16 protein-coding genes and 1 pseudogene are annotated in these 17,116 nt (G+C 70.8%); 7 read left to right on the top strand and 10 right to left on the bottom strand.

Annotation, left to right across the window (positions count from 1 at the left end):
• Positions 1 to 70 precede the first annotated feature (70 nt).
• Positions 71 to 1,303 carry a D-alanyl-D-alanine carboxypeptidase family protein gene (locus ABR738_RS28035; RefSeq protein ID WP_350232727.1) on the top strand — a complete coding sequence of 411 codons (1,233 nt, stop codon included), beginning with the start codon at positions 71 to 73 and terminating at the stop codon, positions 1,301 to 1,303.
• Positions 1,304 to 1,374: 71 nt separating this feature from the next.
• On the opposite strand, the gene ABR738_RS28030 is transcribed toward ABR738_RS28035, so the two are convergent.
• The 4 genes from ABR738_RS28030 to ABR738_RS28015 all read right to left on the bottom strand — a co-directional run bounded on the left by ABR738_RS28030 (position 1,375) and on the right by ABR738_RS28015 (position 5,679).
• Positions 1,375 to 2,787 (bottom strand): RodZ family helix-turn-helix domain-containing protein, encoded by a 1,413-nt coding sequence (locus ABR738_RS28030; protein WP_350232726.1) that lies wholly within the window; start codon positions 2,785 to 2,787, stop codon positions 1,375 to 1,377.
• Positions 2,777 to 3,274, bottom strand: coding sequence for a DUF6114 domain-containing protein (locus ABR738_RS28025; RefSeq protein WP_350232725.1), 498 nt, complete (start codon positions 3,272 to 3,274; stop codon positions 2,777 to 2,779). The genes ABR738_RS28030 and ABR738_RS28025 overlap by 11 nt, the downstream gene beginning before the upstream one ends.
• Before the next feature lie 111 nt (positions 3,275 to 3,385).
• Entirely contained in the window at positions 3,386 to 4,066 is a 681-nt protein-coding gene (locus ABR738_RS28020; RefSeq protein WP_350232724.1) for a DUF6230 family protein, read from the bottom strand.
• A 644-nt stretch (positions 4,067 to 4,710) separates the two neighbouring features.
• A complete protein-coding gene (locus ABR738_RS28015) occupies positions 4,711 to 5,679 on the bottom strand; it encodes a tetratricopeptide repeat protein (RefSeq protein WP_350232723.1) in 969 nt (322 codons plus the stop codon).
• Positions 5,680 to 5,974: 295 nt separating this feature from the next.
• Here ABR738_RS28015 and ABR738_RS28010 point away from each other — a divergent pair, with 295 nt between their 5' ends.
• On the top strand, positions 5,975 to 6,622 hold the full coding sequence (locus ABR738_RS28010) for a TetR/AcrR family transcriptional regulator (RefSeq protein WP_350232722.1): 648 nt from the start codon (positions 5,975 to 5,977) through the stop codon (positions 6,620 to 6,622).
• A 115-nt stretch (positions 6,623 to 6,737) separates the two neighbouring features.
• Entirely contained in the window at positions 6,738 to 6,905 is a 168-nt protein-coding gene (locus ABR738_RS28005) for a hypothetical protein (RefSeq protein ID WP_350232721.1), read from the top strand.
• A gap of 4 nt (positions 6,906 to 6,909) precedes the next feature.
• On the opposite strand, the gene ABR738_RS28000 is transcribed toward ABR738_RS28005, so the two are convergent.
• On the bottom strand, positions 6,910 to 7,908 hold the full coding sequence (locus tag ABR738_RS28000; RefSeq protein ID WP_350232720.1) for an SDR family NAD(P)-dependent oxidoreductase: 999 nt from the start codon (positions 7,906 to 7,908) through the stop codon (positions 6,910 to 6,912).
• Positions 7,905 to 9,050 carry a UDP-N-acetylglucosamine--N-acetylmuramyl-(pentapeptide) pyrophosphoryl-undecaprenol N-acetylglucosamine transferase gene (locus tag ABR738_RS27995; protein WP_350232719.1) on the bottom strand — a complete coding sequence of 382 codons (1,146 nt, stop codon included), beginning with the start codon at positions 9,048 to 9,050 and terminating at the stop codon, positions 7,905 to 7,907. Before ABR738_RS27995 ends, ABR738_RS28000 begins: the two co-directional genes overlap by 4 nt.
• A gap of 63 nt (positions 9,051 to 9,113) precedes the next feature.
• Between ABR738_RS27995 and ABR738_RS27990 the strand changes: the two genes are divergently transcribed.
• Both ABR738_RS27990 and ABR738_RS27985 read left to right on the top strand, forming a co-directional pair.
• Positions 9,114 to 9,809, top strand: a complete 696-nt coding sequence (locus ABR738_RS27990) for a response regulator transcription factor (protein WP_350232718.1) — start codon at positions 9,114 to 9,116, stop codon at positions 9,807 to 9,809.
• Positions 9,810 to 9,924: 115 nt separating this feature from the next.
• Positions 9,925 to 11,316 carry a sensor histidine kinase gene (locus ABR738_RS27985; RefSeq protein ID WP_350232717.1) on the top strand — a complete coding sequence of 464 codons (1,392 nt, stop codon included), beginning with the start codon at positions 9,925 to 9,927 and terminating at the stop codon, positions 11,314 to 11,316.
• Between the two features lie 260 nt (positions 11,317 to 11,576).
• On the opposite strand, the gene icmA is transcribed toward ABR738_RS27985, so the two are convergent.
• The 3 genes from icmA to ABR738_RS27970 form a co-directional block, all read right to left on the bottom strand.
• Positions 11,577 to 13,277: a coenzyme B12-dependent isobutyryl-CoA mutase large subunit gene (gene icmA / locus ABR738_RS27980; protein ID WP_350232716.1), complete on the bottom strand. Its 1,701-nt coding sequence runs from the start codon at positions 13,275 to 13,277 to the stop codon at positions 11,577 to 11,579.
• 261 nt (positions 13,278 to 13,538) lie between these two features.
• Entirely contained in the window at positions 13,539 to 14,360 is an 822-nt protein-coding gene (locus ABR738_RS27975) for a class I SAM-dependent methyltransferase (RefSeq protein ID WP_350232715.1), read from the bottom strand.
• Entirely contained in the window at positions 14,357 to 15,760 is a 1,404-nt protein-coding gene (locus ABR738_RS27970; RefSeq protein ID WP_350232714.1) for an NsdA family TPR-like regulatory protein, read from the bottom strand. The genes ABR738_RS27975 and ABR738_RS27970 overlap by 4 nt, the downstream gene beginning before the upstream one ends.
• A gap of 257 nt (positions 15,761 to 16,017) precedes the next feature.
• On the opposite strand from ABR738_RS27970, the gene ABR738_RS27965 reads away from it, so the two are divergent.
• Positions 16,018 to 16,413 (top strand): hypothetical protein, encoded by a 396-nt coding sequence (locus ABR738_RS27965; RefSeq protein WP_502964155.1) that lies wholly within the window; start codon positions 16,018 to 16,020, stop codon positions 16,411 to 16,413.
• Positions 16,414 to 16,493: 80 nt separating this feature from the next.
• Positions 16,494 to 16,574 (top strand): annotated as a pseudogene (locus ABR738_RS27960) (GNAT family N-acetyltransferase); the annotation flags it as partial.
• Between the two features lie 145 nt (positions 16,575 to 16,719).
• Here ABR738_RS27960 and ABR738_RS27955 read toward each other — a convergent pair.
• The gene (locus ABR738_RS27955) at positions 16,720 to 17,058 is read right to left on the bottom strand and encodes a DUF3817 domain-containing protein (RefSeq protein WP_350232713.1); all 339 of its coding nucleotides are present in this window, start codon (positions 17,056 to 17,058) and stop codon (positions 16,720 to 16,722) included.
• Positions 17,059 to 17,116 lie beyond the last annotated feature (58 nt).

Raw genomic sequence — 17,116 nt, 5'->3', positions numbered from 1 at the left:
GGCCGGGCGTGGCGAATTCCACGGGGGGACGACTCCGCTCCGCGCCGGCTCCTGAGGTACGTTCACGTGCATGCGTCTCCCCATATCGCCGCAGGTCCGTCGCGCACTGGTCGCCCTGGCCACCACCGTGGTCGCCGCGGCCACCGCCGCAGGCCCGGCCGTGGCGAGCGGCAGTCCCGCGAAACCGCCCAGGGCGACGCCGGGAGCGCCCGGCGGCGAGGCCAAGAAGGAGCCGCCGGCGGCCATGTCGCAGGCGGGCGGCGCCCAGTTGGGCAAGCCGGGCGATCAACTCGGCGCGGACGCACCGGCGTTGCCACCGGATCTGTCCGCGCTCTCGTGGGTGGTGGCGGACGCCGACAGCGGCCAGGTGCTAGGGGCGAGGAACGCGCACTGGCCGCTCCCGCCGGCCAGCACCCTCAAAATGCTCTTCGCCGACACCGTGCTGCCCGCGGTCCCGCACGACGCGAGCCGCAAGGTGAGCGACGAAGACCTCAAGGGCATGGGCGACGGCAGCAGCGCGGTCGGCATCGTGCCCGGCCAGACCTATCAGGCGGCCGACCTGTGGCGCGGAGTGTTCCTGCGCTCGGGCAACGACGCGGTGCATGTGCTGGCGGCGATGAACGGCGGCGTCGACAAGACGGTCGCCGACATGCAGAAGAGGGCCGACGCCCTCGGCGCCAAGGACACCCATGTGCTGAGCCCGGACGGCTACGACGCGCCCGGGCAGGTGTCATCGGCGTACGACCTGACGCTGTTCCTGCGCGCCGGCCTGAAGAACAAGGACTTCAAGGAGTACTGCGGCACCGCGTCGGCCGACTTCCCCGGCGGCCCCAACACCAAGGGCAAGCCGTTCGGCATCTCCAACACCAACCGCCTGCTGTCCGGCGTCGACGGCGTGGCCAAGTACCCCGGCCTCATCGGCGGCAAGAACGGCTACACCACCAACGCCGGGAACACCCTGGCCGAGGCCGCCCAGCGCGACGGCCACACCATCCTGGTGACCGTGATGAACCCGCAGGAGAACAAGCGGGACAAGGTCTACACCGAGATGCGCCAGCTCCTGGACTGGGGCTTCACGGCGGCCGGCAAGGCCAAGCCGGTCGGCACCCTCGACCCGACGCCGCGGGCCACCGGATACCAGGCGGGCCCCTCGGCGGAAACGGCGTCAGGTTCGGCGGACTCCGGCATCGGAGCGCTCGGCTGGACCGGGATCGGCGCGGCGGTGATAGTGGTCGGGGGTGCGGGGGTGCTGGTGCTGACACGACGGCGGAAGGCCTCGCCCCGGAGCACCCGGGGCATCTGAGCAGCGTGGCCCGCACCCCCTCGGGGATGCGGGCCACGGCTCGACTCGGGCTCGCCCGAGACGACTTGACGTCAGACCTTCGGGTCGCCCTCCGTGATGTAGTTGTGCAGGCCGGGCACGGTCAAGGTGCCGCCGAACTGGCCGGCCTGGGTGATCGTCACGTTCGTGAAGAAGGCGGCCGGGATGTTCACCGGCGGCGGGGTGGCCGGGCTGAAGGTGACCGGGATGAGACCGAGGAGATTGCCCTTCAGCTCCTCCGTGTACATCGTCACCTTGCCGTTGGTGATCGTCGAGGTCGAGCCGGAACGCGCCACGACGTGGGCGGTGGTGGGCTTGCCGTTCACCACGGGCCCGTACACCTGCTGGTCCAGGTTGTCGATGCCCACGTACGTCGCCGTGAACTTGAGGACCTTCTTCGTCGTGTCGCCCGTCCTGACCTCGACGATTCCCTCGTAGTCCAGGCCGGCCAGGGTCAGCAGCGAGCTCTTGAGGATCCACGGCTGCGAGGGCAGCACCGGCACACCGCTGTCCAGCTTCGCCGCCGCGAGCGCCTTCGGGTCGGCGGTCGGGCACGGGAACGGCGGCTTGGCGCCGTCGGGTATGGAGGTGTCCGCCTTCGGGTCCAACCCCTTGGCCGAGTCCGGGAGTTCGGTGACCTTCTGGCCCGCCGCGTCGGCCGCCTTCTTGATCGCCTCGGCCGTCTTGTCGAGCGTCGGGTCGCCTGTCTTGGCGGCGGGCGTGCTCGGCTTGGCAGGCTTCGCGTCCGTCTTCGCGTCCGGCTTGGTGGCGGGCTGCGTGGAGGGCTTCGGCACGGCCGTGCTCGTCGAGGGCTGCGGCGCGGCCGGGGTGGGAGTCGCCGTGCTCTGGGTGGGCGTCGGGGCCGGCGTGTCGTGGATGCCGAACAGACCCTTGAGCGCGTCACCCAGGCCCAGCGGGTCCAGCGGGTTGGTCTTCTTGGCGGGAGGGGGCGTCGGTGCCTGGCTCGCGGGTGCCTTCGCCGTGCTGGGCTGGTCCGTGCTCGGCTGGTCCGTGCTGTGCTGGTCCGAGGGGCCGGTTGCCGGCTTCAGGAGCTTGTCGACGGCGTCACCGGCGGAGCCGGAGGCGGTGGGCGTGGGCGTCTTCGTGTCCGGTGTCGCCTTGTCGTCCGACTTCTTGTCGACCGACTTCGACGCCGACGGGCTCGGCGACGCCTTGCCCGAAGCGCTGCTCGACGGGCTCGGCGAGGCCGAGGGGGCGTCCGAGCGGGTCACACACGGGCCCGGAGCGTACGGGAAGTCCGTCCGCTCATCGGCCATCGCGAGCTTGGGCGTGAGGCTCATCCCGACCAGCACGGCCGTGGGCATGGCGGCGAGCGCCATCGCCTTGCCCGCGGGCATGTGCCACTTGGTCAGCAGCGACTTCCTCGGGGCCGCGTGGCGCGGCCCTCTTCGTTCCCGCGGGTCGCCGCCTCCGGTCGAGTCCAGCTGCGTCTCGTCACCCCGCACTGTTCCTCCCGCCGTTGGCGTCAACTGTCGTTTCGGTGGCGGCGGTTCCGGGGTCCGGAGTGTTCTCGACCTGTTCCACCTTGTCCCCTCGACGCGGCTTGGCCGGCACCCAGGCGCAGGCGAGCGCGCCGCCGAACAGGGAGAGCAGGAAGCCGACGACGAACCCGCCGATGTTGGCGATCGGGATCGATATCAGCGCCAGGAGGATCGCCGCGATGCCCGCGAACGTCCGCACCACGCTGTGGAACCACATGGTCAGACCGAGCGTGACCAGCAGAACGCCGATGATGAGCGATCCCGCGCCGGCCGTGGTCGACATGGCCAGCGTCACGTTGCCGAGGTGCATGTTGGCGTACGGGAAGTACATGATGGGCACGCCGCCGGCGATGGTGAACAGCCCGGCCCAGAACGGCCGACCGCCCCTCCACGCCCGGAAACGAAGCCGCCAGTATCGGAAGTCGCGGGAACCCGTGGTCTCGGCGCTCATGGAAAACAGCTCCCTGGTACCGCAATTGCTGTGAGGTGTAGATGAGGGTCCCGTCGACCGGCGGGCTCTGGAGGACGCGCGCCGGTCGACGGTAGAGGGCCTGGGCCTGCCCTAGTTGCTGGCCTTGAGTTCGCACTCGTGCTTACCCGTGCTCAACCTGAGGCTGAGCCCCGGAAGCTCGAACCGTCCCGCCGTGGTCGCCCACGCACGCTGCGAGACCTGCTTGAGCGTCGCGGTGTCGGCGCGTTGCGCAAAGCCGCCGGGCATGCCGCCGGGCTTTCCATTGGCACCAGGCTGGATCTTCGTCTGGCCGGGGTGCTCCGCGCTGCCCGTCTTGCCCTCACCCGCAGCTACGCCGATGTCGATGTTTTCGAACGTCGCGTCGGTGTCGAGCTGGGAGACATCAAGGTAGAGGTCCTTCGCCGTGATGTCCTTACCGTTCTGACCGGCGTTCAGCGTCATCGTGACGTCACCGATGAACGGCACGTGCTGAACGACCGACTGGCACATGTTGGTGATGGTGGCATCGCTGAAGCCGGAGACGACCACGGGATGCGGCGCGTCGTCCGCGCCTTCCGTGGTCTTACCAGTCGCAACGCTCCCGTACTGCAGAAGGTTGTGCCCGACCAGCTGCGTCGCCGTCACCTTGAAGTCGACACCCGACACACTGAACGACGCCGCGAGCGCGCCCTGTGCAAGGCCGACGCCTATCGCGGCCGTCGCGGCCACGCTCGGCACCATGACCAGAGCGAACCGCTTCCATCTGGTCCCGCCACGTACTTGGGACTCCATGACTTTCCTCCTTCTCGGACGTACATCTCCGGGACGGACCCCTCAAGGGCTGTCACGGGATGGGAGAAGTGCTACGTCCTCGGGAAGGGGAGCGCACGGAGGTCGATCGGGTGCGACTCGCGCACTTCGTCCGACACCGGCGATCACCCCCGAGCGACAACCACTGGCCACGCGTTCGCGCAACCTCCGGACAGGCCCTGCGGGAAGCAGGGACCCCCCTGTCCACGGCCGGTGCCACTGTCACCGGCCGGCCCGGTGGGGACCCAAGTCAGCGGCCGCGCCGAGTGGCTGTCGGGCTGGTGCGTTATTGGACCGAGCGTGGCCGATCGTGGTCCATTCCGGGCCAGGGCACAAGGGGTGTCATTACTAGCCAGTAACGGCCTGATAACCGAGCCACGACCGGCGGGCATCGCGTGGGCACGCAGGGTGCCGCCGGGTGACCGGACAGAAGGGGAAATCGCCGCAGAAAAGCGGACGTAAGAAGGGGCTCAACTTACTGGAAGTAACAGCGGCCGCGTTTACCCAATTTTTGGCAAAACGCGGCCGCCGCTTGTCTCTGTGTCGCCAAATCGCCCGCCGGATACCCCGCTCGGACACTCATTCGGTGACAGGTGGGTGAACGCTCTCGGACGTTCACGCGTAGGTCAGAACAGCACCCTCGCCAGTGCCGTTCGCGCGGCCGTGACGCGCGGGTCGTCCCCGCCGATCACCTCGAAGAGCTCCAGGAGACGGACCCGGGCGGCATCCCGGTCGTCACCGAACGTACGCCGCACGGTCTCGACGAGCCGCCCGAACGCGTCCTCCACATGACCGCCGACCAGGTCGAGGTCGGCCGCCGCGATCTGGGCCGCCACATCGGCCGGGTTCTCGGCGGCGTTCTTGCGGACCTGCTGGGGGTCGAGGTCCTGGACGCGCTGGAGCAGCTCGGCCTGCGCGAGGCCGAGCTTGGCCTCGGGGTTGCCCGGGTCGTCGTTCAGGACATTGCGGTACGCCTGCGTCGCGCCGGCCAGATCGCCCGAGTCGAGAGCGACGACGGCCGCTTCGAGCAGGGCGTCGTAGGGGCCGGCCGGGATCTGCGCCTCGGCGGCGGGGGCCGACGCGTCCGGGTCGACCGCGATGCCGGTCAGGCCGAAGCGCTCCTCGGCGACCTGCACCAGCTGGTCCAGGGTCTCGCGGATCTGCGCCTCGGGAGCCGCGCCCTGGAAGAGCGGGAGCGCCTGGCCGGCGACCACCGCGAAGACAGCCGGGATCCCCTGGATCCCGAACTGCTGCATCAGCATCTGGTTGGCGTCGACGTCGATCTTGGCGAGCAGGAAACGGCCGTTGTATTCGACGGCGAGGCGTTCGAGCAGGGGGCCGAGCTGCTTGCAGGGCTGGCACCACTCGGCCCAGAAGTCGATGACGACCGGCACCTCGGCGGAGCGGGTCAGGACGTCGCGCTCGAAGGAGGCCTCGTCGACATCGATGACGAGCGCGGACGGCGCGACCGCCGGGACCCCGCCCTGCCGGGCGGCCTCGGCTCGCGCCTGCTCCGCCTTGCTCTTGGCCTCACCGGCCGCCTTCACCGCGGCGAGGTCGACGACGCCGCTCATGGACATGTTCCTAGGCTGCATGCGTACATCCTCCCCCTTCCGCGCAGGTGCGTGATGCGCCGGTGGCAGGATCCGGGCACGCCCGAGGTCTCCCGCCGGATTGCGAGACGTCGGGCGGCACGAATGGCGCCGCCGGTTCGTTACGTCGGCGACCGGGTCCCCACCCGGGCGCCTGTGCTGTGGTTGTCGCTGTGGTTGTCGCGGAAGGCCGCTCAAGGCTTTCGCTACGAGTCGTAGCGTAACTGGTCCGGGGCCGGGCGCACAGGGTGATCTCGCGCACAGCGCACGCCCCCTGGCGCGATTGCTACCGGCCGGTATGGTCGCCGTCATGCGTTCTTCATCCCACGCCGCGAGACCTTCCTGTACGGGTCGTACGGGCCGGCCCCGCAGCGCCGAGGCCGACGCCGCGATCCTGCTGGCGACCCGGGAGGCGCTGGTGGAGCTGGGCTGGTCGAAGCTGACGATGGGGGACGTGGCGACGCGGGCCGGGGTGGCCAAGACGACGCTCTACCGGCGCTGGGCGGGCAAGAACGAGCTGGTCGTGGACGCGGTCGCGGTCCTCTTCGACGAACTCGAACTCCCCGACCTGGGCAGCCTGGTGGCCGATGTGGAGGGGGTCGTCCTCCAGTTCGCGGCCCTGCTGGAGCGCCCCGAGGCGAAGACGGCGCTGATGGCGGTGGTGGCCGAATCCACCCGCGACGACGCGCTGCGCGGGCGGATACGGTCGGCCATCGTCGACCGTCAGAAGCGGCTGGTTCTGGTCGGCCGCGAACGCGCCCAGGCCCGGGGTGAACTCCCCTATGAGGCCGACCCGCAGATCTCCGCCCGCCACACCGACCTCATCTTCGACGTGGTGGCGGGCGCGGTGGTGCACCGCGCCCTGGTCAGCGCGGAACCGGTCGACGAGGAGTGGGCCCGCGACTTCACCCTGCTGATCTGCTCGGGGCTGGCGGCGACGGCGTGAGCGGCCGCCGCTCGAGCAGCGAGGGCTCAAGCGACGCCGCCCGGGTCAGCCCGGCGTGGCCGGACCGTGATCCCCCCGGCTCCGCCCCGTGCTCCTTTCCTGCGAAGCTCGGCGGATGGGGAGAACACCGGGGTGGCCCGACGAGCCCGACGGAGTGCACCAGGAGGGCAAGCCGGGCAACGAGGTCGCCTGCTGCCTGATCTCCGTCCTGCTGTTCGTCTTCGGCCTGATGGCGTGGGTGTGGTGGGATCTCGCCCACGCACCCCCCGGATTCGTGTTCTGAGCGCTCAGACCTGGTACCGCCCCGGGGCGAACAGGGCGAGGTTGTCCGCCACCCACTCCGAGGTCCGCTTCAGGCCGTCCTCCAGGGCGACTTCCGGCTGCCAGCCCGCCCACGCGCGGGCCCGGGTGTTGTCCGAAAGCAGCCGTTCCACCTCGCTGCCCGAGGGGCGCAGGCGGGCCGGGTCCACCACCACCGAGGCCTCGCGGCCCGACGCGGCGATGAGCGCCCGCGCCAGGTCGCCGATCGCGATCTCACGGCCCGTGCCGAGGTTCACGACCTCGCCCAGCGCCCGGTCGCACTCGGCGACGGCGAGGAAGCCGCGCGCGGTGTCGGTGACATAGGTGAAGTCCCGCGTCGGGGTCAGTGAGCCGAGCTTGATCTCCCGTACGCCCGCGTGCAGTTGGGCCAGAATGGTCGGGATCACGGCGCGGGCGGACTGACGCGGGCCATAGGTGTTGAAGGGCCGCACGACGGTGACAGGGAGCTCGAAGGCGTGCCAGTGCGAGAGCGCCATCATGTCGGCGCCGATCTTGGACGCGGAGTACGGCGACTGCGGCTGGAGCGGGTGCTGCTCACTGATCGGCGCGGTCAGGGCGGTCCCGTACACCTCGCTGGTGGAGGTGTGCACGAGGCGGCGCACCGCGTGGCGACGGCAGGCCTCGGCGATGTTCTCGGTGCCGACCACGTTCGTCTGCACATAGGCGCCCGGGGAGTCGTAGCTGTACGGGATGCCGATGAGCGCGGCCAGGTGGAAGACGGTGTCGCAGCCGGCGACCGCGTCCGAGACCCGGCCCGCGTCGCGGACGTCCCCGGCGATCATCTCCACCGAGGGGTGGTCCATCAGATGCGCGAGGTGGCCCTTCTCGGCGTACGGCTTGTAGTGCACGAACGCCCGGACGTCGGCGCCGAGTTCGAGGAGCAGGTCGACCAGGGTGGAGCCGATGAAGCCCTCGGCGCCGGTGACCAGGACGGTGCGGCCCTGCCAGACGGTGGTGGTGCTCATGCTGCGTACTCCTTGATGGACGTGGTGGGGTGGGAGGCGAGTTCGAGGACCCGGGCGGCCAGCAGGCCTGCGGCGCGGGCGTGGTTGCCGGGGTCGGCGGCGCCGTTCATCGCGGCGAGCCGGGCCGGGTCGGCGAGCAGGGGCTCGATGACTCCGGCCAGGCGGAACGCGGTGGTCTCGGTGTCCGGGACGAGCAGGCCCGCGCCCGTGTCGGAGAGGACTCGCGCGTTGTGGGTCTGGTGGTCGCCGGGCGCGTGCGGGTAGGGCACGAGGACGGCGGGCACCCCGGTCGTGGCGAGTTCGGCGACGGTGGCGGAGCCCGCCCGGCACACGACGAGATCCGCGGCGGCGTAGGCGAGGTCCATCCGGTCGAGGTAGGGCACGGCGCGGGCGCCGGGCAGGCCGTTCAACTGGTCTGCCGTGTCCGCGAGTTGGGCCGGGCCCGTCTTGATGAGGAGGTGGACGTCGGCCCGGTCGCGCCAGCGGTGCGCGAGGCCGATCGCCGCCGAGGTGAGCCGCGCCGCGCCGAGGCTGCCGCCGTTGACGAGGACGAGCCGCGCCCCTGGCGGCACACCGAGCGCCCGGCGGGCCTCGGCGCGCAGCGTCGGCCGGTCCAGCGTGGCGAGCGAGGCGGCGATGGGCATGCCTGTGGTGAGGGCGTCCTGGCCGCCGGAGAGGTGGGCGCGGCTGCGGTCGAAGGCGACCGCGATGTGGGGTGTGAGCCGGGCGGCGAACTGGTTGGCGCGGCCCGGTACCGCGTTGGACTCGTGGATCAGGCTGGGCAGGCCGGCCAGCTTCGCGCCGACGATGACCGGCGCGCTCGGATAGCCGCCCATGCCGACCGCGACCTGGGCGCCCTGCGCCTTGAGGATGGCCCGGCACTGCGCGCCCGATTTCAAGAGGGCGGCGGGCAGCAGATAGCGCTTGGCGCCGAGCGAGGGGTCGAAGGGGATCATGTCGACGGTGTGCAGCCGGTACCCGGCGCGGGGTATGAGCTCGCCCTCGAGGCCCCGGGTGGTGCCGACGAAGGAGATCACCGCGTCGGGGACGGCCCCCCGCAGTGCCTCGGCGAGCGCGAGCCCGGGGTAGATGTGTCCGCCGGTACCGCCCGCCCCGATCACTACTGACAATGGTGTGCGCATGGCACCGAGGTTCACGGGGCGCCTTAAGAGGGTTCTAAGAGCCGCGTTTGGCAGGCTTTGCCCATGAGCACCACGCGCGCGGTCAGAATTCTCGTCGTCGACGACGAACCGGAGGTACGGGCGGCCGTCGAGGACGGCCTCACGGTGGAGGGGTACGAGGTGCGGGGCGCGGCGGACGGACTCGCGGCGCTCTCCGACGTCGCCGCCTGGCGGCCCGACGCGATCGTCCTCGATGTGATGATGCCGGTCCTCGACGGCCTCGGGGTCTGCCGCCAGCTGCGCGCGATGGGTGACAGGACCCCGGTCCTGGTCCTGACGGCGCTGGACGCGGTGAGCGAGCGGGTGGACGGACTCGAGGCGGGCGCGGACGACTATCTGGTCAAGCCCTTCGCCCTGGACGAACTGATCGCACGCGTACGGGCGTTGCTGCGCCGGGCCGCCCCCGATCCGGACGAGCCGCAGGAGCTGCGGTACGCGGATCTGGTCCTCGACCCCGCGGCCCACACCGCCCGCCGGGGTGAGCGCCCCATCGACTTCACACGCACCGAGTTCGCCCTGCTCGAACTGCTCGTGCGCAACCCGGGGCAGGTCCTGCCGAGGGAGCTGATCCACGAACTGGTCTGGGGCCGCGACTTCGGGCCGGACTCCAACTCCCTTGCTGTGTACGTCGGTTACCTGCGCCGAAAACTGGAGGCGGCGGGCGAGTCGCGGCTGGTCCACACGGTGCACGGCGTCGGCTACCGCCTGGAGGCGTCATGAGCGGGGTGCGGGTGGGTGAGGCGCGGGGGTCGGTGCGGGGCCGGGAATGGGGGCCGGTGCGAGACCGGGCATGGGGGCCGGTGGGGGGCGCGGGGCGGCGCCGCGCGGGGGGCCGGTGAGCGCCCGGCGGCGGCTCGGGGCGCGGTGGCGGCGCCACCGTCCGTTGCGGACCCGGCTGACCATGGCCGCGTCCGCCGCGGTCGCGCTGGTCGCGGTCGGGGTGTGCACGGCCGCGTTCTTCGTGATCCGCTACGAGCTCTACCACCAGCTCAATCTGAACCTCACCCAGTCCGCGACCCTGGCCATCCAGCAGAACCGGGGCGCGGGTCCCGGTGTGCTCGCCGGGGAGTGCCGCTTCCTGTCCGCCCCCGCGTGCGCGCAAATCGTCCCCGCCGACCCGGCGCACGATCCGCGCGAGCCCTATCTCCTGCCGGTGAGCCGGCCCGTGCGGGAGGTCGCCACCGGGGCGCGCCAGCCGTACTTCACCAACATCACTCTGGCCGACGGTGAGCCGGCCCGCATGCTCACCACCCCCTTCGGCGGCGCCAAGTCCCTTCAGGTGGCGCTGCGTTCGGACACCGTACGCGACGGGGTGAGCCAGGCGGCCTGGCTCCTGAGCGCGGTCGGGGCCGCCGGGGTGCTGCTCGCCGCCGGGCTCGGCTACTGGGTCTCGCGGACCGGGCTCGCGCCGCTGGCCCGGCTCACCGGGACGGCCGAGCACATCGCGGCGACCCGTGACCCGAGCCACCGCATCGAGCTGCCGCCGGGGAAGCCCGGCGGGCCCGTCAAGGAGGACGAGGTGACCCGGCTCGCGGCGTCCTTCAACACGATGCTGGGCGAGCTGGAGCAGTCCGTGACGGCCCAGCGCCGCCTGGTCGCGGACGCGTCGCACGAACTGCGGACGCCGCTGACCGCGTTGCGCACCAACGCGGAGCTGCTGGCGCGGGCCGACCGGTTGACCGCGGCCCAGCGCGATCGGGCCTCAGGAGCGCTGGGGCGGCAGATCCGGGAGGTGTCCGTCCTGGTCAACGACCTCATCGACCTGGCGCGTGACGAGGAGCCCGTGCCGCTCCTGGAGGAGGTGCGGCTCGCTCCGCTGCTCGCGCACACCGTGGACAGGGCCCGGGCGCACTGGCCGGCGACGCCGTTTCAGCTGGAGCTGGAGGACGCGGGGGTTACGTTGCCCGGGGTGCCGGGGCGGCTCGCGCGGCTGATCTCCAATCTGCTCGACAACGCGGCGAAGTTCAGCCCGGCCGGGGCGCCGGTCGAAGTCGCCCTCCGGGCCGGTGAGTTGACGGTGCGCGATCATGGGCCCGGGATCGCCGAGGCCGATCTGCCTCATGTCTTCGACCGCTTCTACCGGGCCGAGCAGGCGCGGGCGCTCCCCGGGTCCGGGCTCGGTCTTGCGATGGCGCGGCAGATCGCGCGGGCGCATGGGGCGGAGTTGTCGGCGCATCGGGCGGCAGGGGGCGGCGCCCTTTTCCGGCTGACCCTGCCGCGGGGGTGACCCGGGGGCGGGCTGGGCTGCTGTCCATGCGGGCCGGCACCCGCCCGCCAGGGGCACGCGGAACGGCGCGCCCAGCCACCCACGGCCCACAGCCGGGGCTCGCGGGCCCCGCCCGGCAGGCGGCCGACCGGCCGGACGGGCTGAGGCGGCCCAGGCGGGCCGGCACCGGAATGCCAGGGGCGCGGGGAACGGCGCGGGCAACCACCCCTGGGCCCGCGCCCAGAAGTGCACCGGGGTGCGCGCGGGCCGAGGGGGCCGGATCAGAAGCCCGGGGGTTCGGTGTAGGTGCCCCACTCGTCGCGGAGCACCCCGCAGATCTCGCCCAGGGTCGCCTCCGCCCGCACCGCGTCCAGCATCGGCGCGATCATGTTCGAGCCGTCGCGGGCCGCCGCCAGCATCGCGTCCAGGGCCGCGCGGACCGCCGCGTCGTCGCGGTGCGACTTGCGCTCCGCCAGCGCCCGTACCTGCTCACGCTCCACCTCGTGGCTGACCCGCAGGATCTCCAGGTCACCGGTGACCGACCCGTGATGGCAGTTGACGCCCACCACCCGCTTGTCGCCCTTCTCCAGGGACTGCTGGTAGCGGAAGGCCGACTCCGCGATCTCCCCGGTGAACCACCCGTCCTCGATGCCGCGCAGGATGCCCGAGGTGATCGGGCCGATGGGGTGCTGCCCGTCGGGATGCGCCCGCGTACCCCGCTCCCTGATCTGGTCGAAGATCTTCTCGGCGTCCGCCTCGATGCGGTCGGTGAGCTGTTCGATGTACCAGGAGCCGCCGAGCGGGTCGGCCACGTTGGCGACGCCGGTCTCCTCCATCAGCACCTGCTGCGTGCGCAGCGCGATCTCCGCGGCCTGCTCGCTGGGCAGCGCGAGGGTCTCGTCCAGCGCGTTGGTGTGCAGCGAGTTCGTACCTCCGAGCACCGCCGCGAGGGCCTCGACCGCGGTGCGTACGACGTTGTTGTACGGCTGCTGCGCGGTCAGCGACACCCCGGCCGTCTGGGTGTGGAAGCGCAGCCACTGCGCCTTGTCGGACTGCGCGCCGTACACCTCCTTCATCCAGCGGGCCCAAATGCGGCGCGCGGCACGGAACTTGGCGATCTCCTCGAAGAAGTCGACGTGCGCGTCGAAGAAGAAGGAGAGGCCGGGGGCGAAGACGTCCACGTCCAGGCCGCGGCTGAGGCCGAGCTCGACGTACCCGAAACCGTCGGCCAGGGTGTACGCCAGCTCCTGCGCGGCCGTCGCCCCCGCCTCGCGGATGTGGTAGCCGGAGACCGAGAGCGGCTTGTACGCGGGGATGCCGCGCGCGCAGTGCTCCATGAGGTCACCGATGAGGCGCAGATGCGGCTCGGGCTGGAACAGCCACTCCTTCTGCGCGATGTACTCCTTGAAGATGTCCGTCTGGAGCGTGCCGTTGAGCACCCCGGGGTCGACGCCCTGGCGCTCGGCGGCGACCAGGTACATGCAGAAGACGGGGACGGCGGGCCCGCTGATCGTCATGGAGGTGGTGACGTCGCCGAGCGGGATGTCCTGGAACAGGACCTCCATGTCGGCGGCCGAGTCGATGGCGACGCCGCAGTGGCCGACCTCGCCGAGCGAGCGGGGGTCGTCGGAGTCGCGGCCCATGAGCGTGGGCATGTCGAAGGCGACGCTCAGGCCGCCGCCGCCGGCGGCCAGGATCATCTTGTAGCGCTCGTTGGTCTGCTCGGCGTTGCCGAACCCGGCGAACTGCCGGATCGTCCACGTGCGGCCCCGGTAACCGGTCGGGTACAGGCCTCGGGTGAAGGGGTACTCGCCGGGCCAGCCGATCCGTTCGAACCCGTCATAGGTGTCGCCGGGGCGGGGCCCGTACGCGGGGTCGACGGGGTCCCCGGAGAGAGTGGTGAAGTCCGCGTCGCGCTTGCGGGCCTTGTCGTAACGGGCCTGCCAGCGGCGGCGGCCTTCCTCGATCGCGTCAGCGTCCATGACTCAAATTTACTTGGACGTCCTAGTAAATGTCGATGGCCGACCGCCACGCGTTGCCCGCGTGGCGGCGGGTGGGCTGTGGCCTGCCGCTTTGCGCGTCGGGCTGTCGCGCCCCCGGCCTTCGCGTCCGGCTTGCGCGTCGGGCTTTCAAGATGGTGCTGGGGGCGATGGTCTTCCGTACCCCTGACCTGCCCGTTCCCAGTGTTCATCGAACTTGGGGGCACGCGTGCGTGGCGGCACCTGAGCGGTCCGACGCGGGTTCTACCGCCATGGCCCTTGGCAGGCGAGTATTCCGCCCAGGCAGGTGACACTGAATGCGCCTTCCGCTTGAATGGTCTCGTTGACCCGCTCTCGCGCGCGCTCGACCGTCTTCCGGAACGGGACGCCCATCTTGTCCGCCCAGGCTTCGTACGAGGCCAAGTGCGCGACGACTGGTTCAGCGTCGGTCACCTCGATCACTCCTGGCAGAGGGATCGTACGGATCTCGCTGAAGACCGTACCGAGGATCGCGGGCGCGTCCTCCAGGGCGAAGCGAGCAGAGAGCCGCACTCGGGCCGGGCCCTCCTGGATGCCCAGCACGTCGCCCGCGGCCTGGCGCCAAAGGTGCTCCAGTTCCAGCTTGTCGGTCCTGCTGTTGGTGGAGACGATCGCGATTCCGCCGGGCGCTAGTACACGGGCCAGCTCCCGCATGGCCTGGGCCTGGTCCTCGACGTGGTACAGCATGTGGAGCGCAAGAACCGCACTGAGGGCTCCATCAGTGATAGGGAGCTGTTGGACATCCGCGACGAGGGCCCCCGGAATGGCACCGAGGATTCCGTGAGACACGTCCATGGGAAGCACCACCAGGTCGGGACGTTCCTCCCGCACCCGGGCGACGAACTTCCCGTTTCCGCATCCCACATCCGCAACCGCACCGCGTACGCCGGCCAGTTCGTTCACAACGATGCCCGGCAGATCGTGGTTGGGGGTCTGCCATTGGTAGAGGGATTGGCGGGCGGCCAAGTGCTGACCCGTGCCGTACGCCTTGGTGGAAAGAAGGCTGCGGTCGGTGACCAAATGATCAGGTGTGGGCCGAGCGGTCATCGGGGCTCCGTGGGGTTGCTGGCGAGAGCGGGCCGGACGGTCACCTCCTGAATGTGCGCGCGGAGATCGACCGCCGACTGTGTGCCACGGTACGGCTCGCTTCCCAGGAGCGCGGCCAGATTGCGGAGCCTGATGGTGATGCTCGCCGTGAACACCTCGGCGGTGCACACTTCCGAGAGCTTCGCACCGGCTCTCTCGACCTGGCCGCTCGCAAGGTAGGCCGTGGCCAGGTCCAGGTGGGCGGCTTGTAGATCGCCGGGGGAGCGGTCGCCCTCTGGCCCAGCGTGGTACAGCTCCACGGCACGATGGGAAGCGCCTATGGCTTGCCGGGTCTGCTCGTCGCCCCCGACGGCCAACAAGGTGGTACCGGCGTAGGCCCATTGTTTGGCCTCGGGAAACGAGAAGACCCCGGGCAATTCGTCGGGTCCCGCAGTGTTCCGTGCCTCATGCGCCAACGCGAGTACCCGCAGCGCGCTGCGATGGTCCCCTTCGGCCGCGCGGGCTCGGGCCTCCAAGCTCAGAAGCCGGGCCTTGATCGTGCCCGCGCCGGGACCTGGACCCTCGCTGTGCCCGGCCAGCGCGAGGTCTCCCGCCCGCCGATAGTCCCCGGCCCAGTAAGCGGCCAGGGACTGGAACGACCGTGCCCACGCGCGTAACGATGAGTGCTCCGAGATCTCCGCGCACTGCGCCACGGTGCGGGCGTGAGTAGCCGCGCCGGAGCGGTCCCCCAGGTCCAGCGACACATGCGCCGCGAGACCGGACAACCAGCCCGCGATCACGTAGAGGTGACGGGTCTGTCTGGGGTGCTGGCGCCCCTCCAGCAACCGGAACACCGCACCCCGAGCCGTGCGAATCTCCGGGATCAGGAGAGGCAGAGGCCGGCTGACGAATTCCCGGGCGAGTCGTTCAACATCAGCGTCGAACTGCTCCAGTACGAGCGCGTTGACGTTGGTCTCCGCCACGTGGCGAGCAAGCCTGGCAGAGATCTCCGTATCGGCGGCCAGGGATCGGGCACCTTCTTCCGCCCCTGGTAGTGCGGCAACCCGATACTCCACGGCTGACGCCGGCACCTCGGCCGGTTCGCGGGGCGTGACCGTCAGGCTGGGCGGCGTCTCCCAGGAGCGTCGGGCAAGGCCGAGCAGGTGGCCAGGGATGCGTAGCCCGTCCGAGATCCGTTCGATCACGTCCATGTGCAGCAGTTGCCGCCGCCCGGCGATCACCTCGCCAACGCGGCTCGGGGTCAGGTCGCAGCGTCGCGCGATCATCGACGGATAGATGCCTGCTCGCACCCTGACCAGCTCAAAGATACGGCCGAAGTCTCTGGCCTGGCATGCCTCGATCATCACTGGGTGCGTGAGCAGGCCGACCGGGAGCTCCTTCGAGCGGGATGGCTCAGGCATCGGGCACGCTCCGGCACGAGGACTACGGATCGCTGCACTTGGTCAACCGAGGGTGATGTTACCCAGGTTGGGTAATCCGCTTGGCCTTTCCGGCCGAGTCCACGGATCGCGATGCTCCTGGCCATGGCGAACGGACAGGACGACGTACGGATGACACTGCGGGTCTCCCGCGACTCCGGCCAGACGTGGGGGCCTCGTACAGAGGTACGTGTCGGCGAGAACCCGACGGTCCCGGAGAGCCCGGGCCGCTACCCCCCGTGCGTCTGCCCCCGGTGCTCGCGGCAGGCCCGGAACGCCGTCGCATCCTTCCGGATGGTGTCGTGATGCGGTGCGCGCACTGGCGCCGGGTGCCCCTCGACCTGGCGCGGGAGGCACGGGAGAAGTCGGCCGCCCCGTACATCGACAGGGCGGTGCAGTGCCAGCTGTCCGCGCACGAGGAAGGTGAGCACTTCGGTCTCCTCGCCGACGCCGGTGCGTACGGGAGCGCGCTGTGGCTCCGCTGGCACGGGGCGGACCAGGCGGAACTTCAAGTACTGACCGACTGCCCGGTGGCCGGCCCTGGTCCTGACGGTGAGGGCTGCTGTCTGTTCGCCGGCCACGCCAAGCAGCACACCTGGGAAGACGCCGTGGAGGAGGTCTCGTACACCGACTGATCGCGAGCCCGCACCCCGCCAGGAGTCCCGTGTGCTGTCCCGCTCCGTGGGCCGGAAGGAGGGCCACCGATGGCCCACGCGAGGCGCGGGGCCAGGGCCTGGGCCGCGCTCTGCGGCGAGCCGCCATGCACTGGGGCCAGTCCCACGGCGCCGCCTACCAGGGATGAGCAGAGCCCCATGCGGAAGGGGTGCCCTGGTCGGAGCACACGCCTTCTGATCAGCGCGTTCGCCGAGCTGGCGGTGGGTGTGGGCGGTGAACCCACGGTGGCATCGCTGCCACGACGGTTTTCGAGTCCGGCCCTGGCGTCAGGCCCGGGCGCCGGCGGGGACGGCGTCCGCGACCTTGGGCTCCAGCTCCTTGGAGACCTTGCGCTCCACGAAGAAGGCGGCGGTCGGGATCGTGCCGGCGATCAGCACCCACAGCTGCTTGCCAACCGGCCACTTCGCCTTGGAGCCCAGGTCGAAGGCGAAGACGAGGTAGATCACGTACAGCCAGCCGTGGGCGATGCCGATGATCTTCGTGAAGTCGGCGGCGCCGTTCATGTCGAGGATGTACTTGGCGATCACGCCCAGGGTCAGCAGGACCAGCAGCACGCCGGTGACGTACGCCATCACGCGGTAGCGGGTCAGCACGCTCTTTTTCATGCGGTCGAGCGTAACCGGACATGGGGGGCGATCTTCGCGCGGGTCGCCTGCGGCGAGC

This window comes from Streptomyces sp. Edi4 (assembly GCF_040253615.1).
Taxonomy (GTDB): Bacteria; Actinomycetota; Actinomycetes; order Streptomycetales; family Streptomycetaceae; genus Streptomyces.
This window is presented reverse-complemented; position numbering and strand designations above follow the sequence as displayed.

Bases quoted from the DNA above. Each gene is read 5' to 3' on its own strand.
- ABR738_RS28035 (WP_350232727.1), top strand. From the start codon at position 71: ATGCGTCTCCCCATATCGCCGCAGGTCCGTCGCGCACTGGTCGCCCTG.
- ABR738_RS28025 (WP_350232725.1), bottom strand. From the start codon at position 3,274: ATGAGCGCCGAGACCACGGGTTCCCGCGACTTCCGATACTGGCGGCTT.
- ABR738_RS28020 (WP_350232724.1), bottom strand. From the start codon at position 4,066: ATGGAGTCCCAAGTACGTGGCGGGACCAGATGGAAGCGGTTCGCTCTG.
- ABR738_RS28015 (WP_350232723.1), bottom strand. From the start codon at position 5,679: ATGCAGCCTAGGAACATGTCCATGAGCGGCGTCGTCGACCTCGCCGCG.
- ABR738_RS28010 (WP_350232722.1), top strand. From the start codon at position 5,975: ATGGTCGCCGTCATGCGTTCTTCATCCCACGCCGCGAGACCTTCCTGT.
- ABR738_RS28005 (WP_350232721.1), top strand. From the start codon at position 6,738: ATGGGGAGAACACCGGGGTGGCCCGACGAGCCCGACGGAGTGCACCAG.
- ABR738_RS28000 (WP_350232720.1), bottom strand. From the start codon at position 7,908: ATGAGCACCACCACCGTCTGGCAGGGCCGCACCGTCCTGGTCACCGGC.
- ABR738_RS27995 (WP_350232719.1), bottom strand. From the start codon at position 9,050: ATGCGCACACCATTGTCAGTAGTGATCGGGGCGGGCGGTACCGGCGGA.
- ABR738_RS27990 (WP_350232718.1), top strand. From the start codon at position 9,114: ATGAGCACCACGCGCGCGGTCAGAATTCTCGTCGTCGACGACGAACCG.
- icmA (WP_350232716.1), bottom strand. From the start codon at position 13,277: ATGGACGCTGACGCGATCGAGGAAGGCCGCCGCCGCTGGCAGGCCCGT.
- ABR738_RS27975 (WP_350232715.1), bottom strand. From the start codon at position 14,360: ATGACCGCTCGGCCCACACCTGATCATTTGGTCACCGACCGCAGCCTT.
- ABR738_RS27970 (WP_350232714.1), bottom strand. From the start codon at position 15,760: ATGCCTGAGCCATCCCGCTCGAAGGAGCTCCCGGTCGGCCTGCTCACG.
- ABR738_RS27955 (WP_350232713.1), bottom strand. From the start codon at position 17,058: ATGAAAAAGAGCGTGCTGACCCGCTACCGCGTGATGGCGTACGTCACC.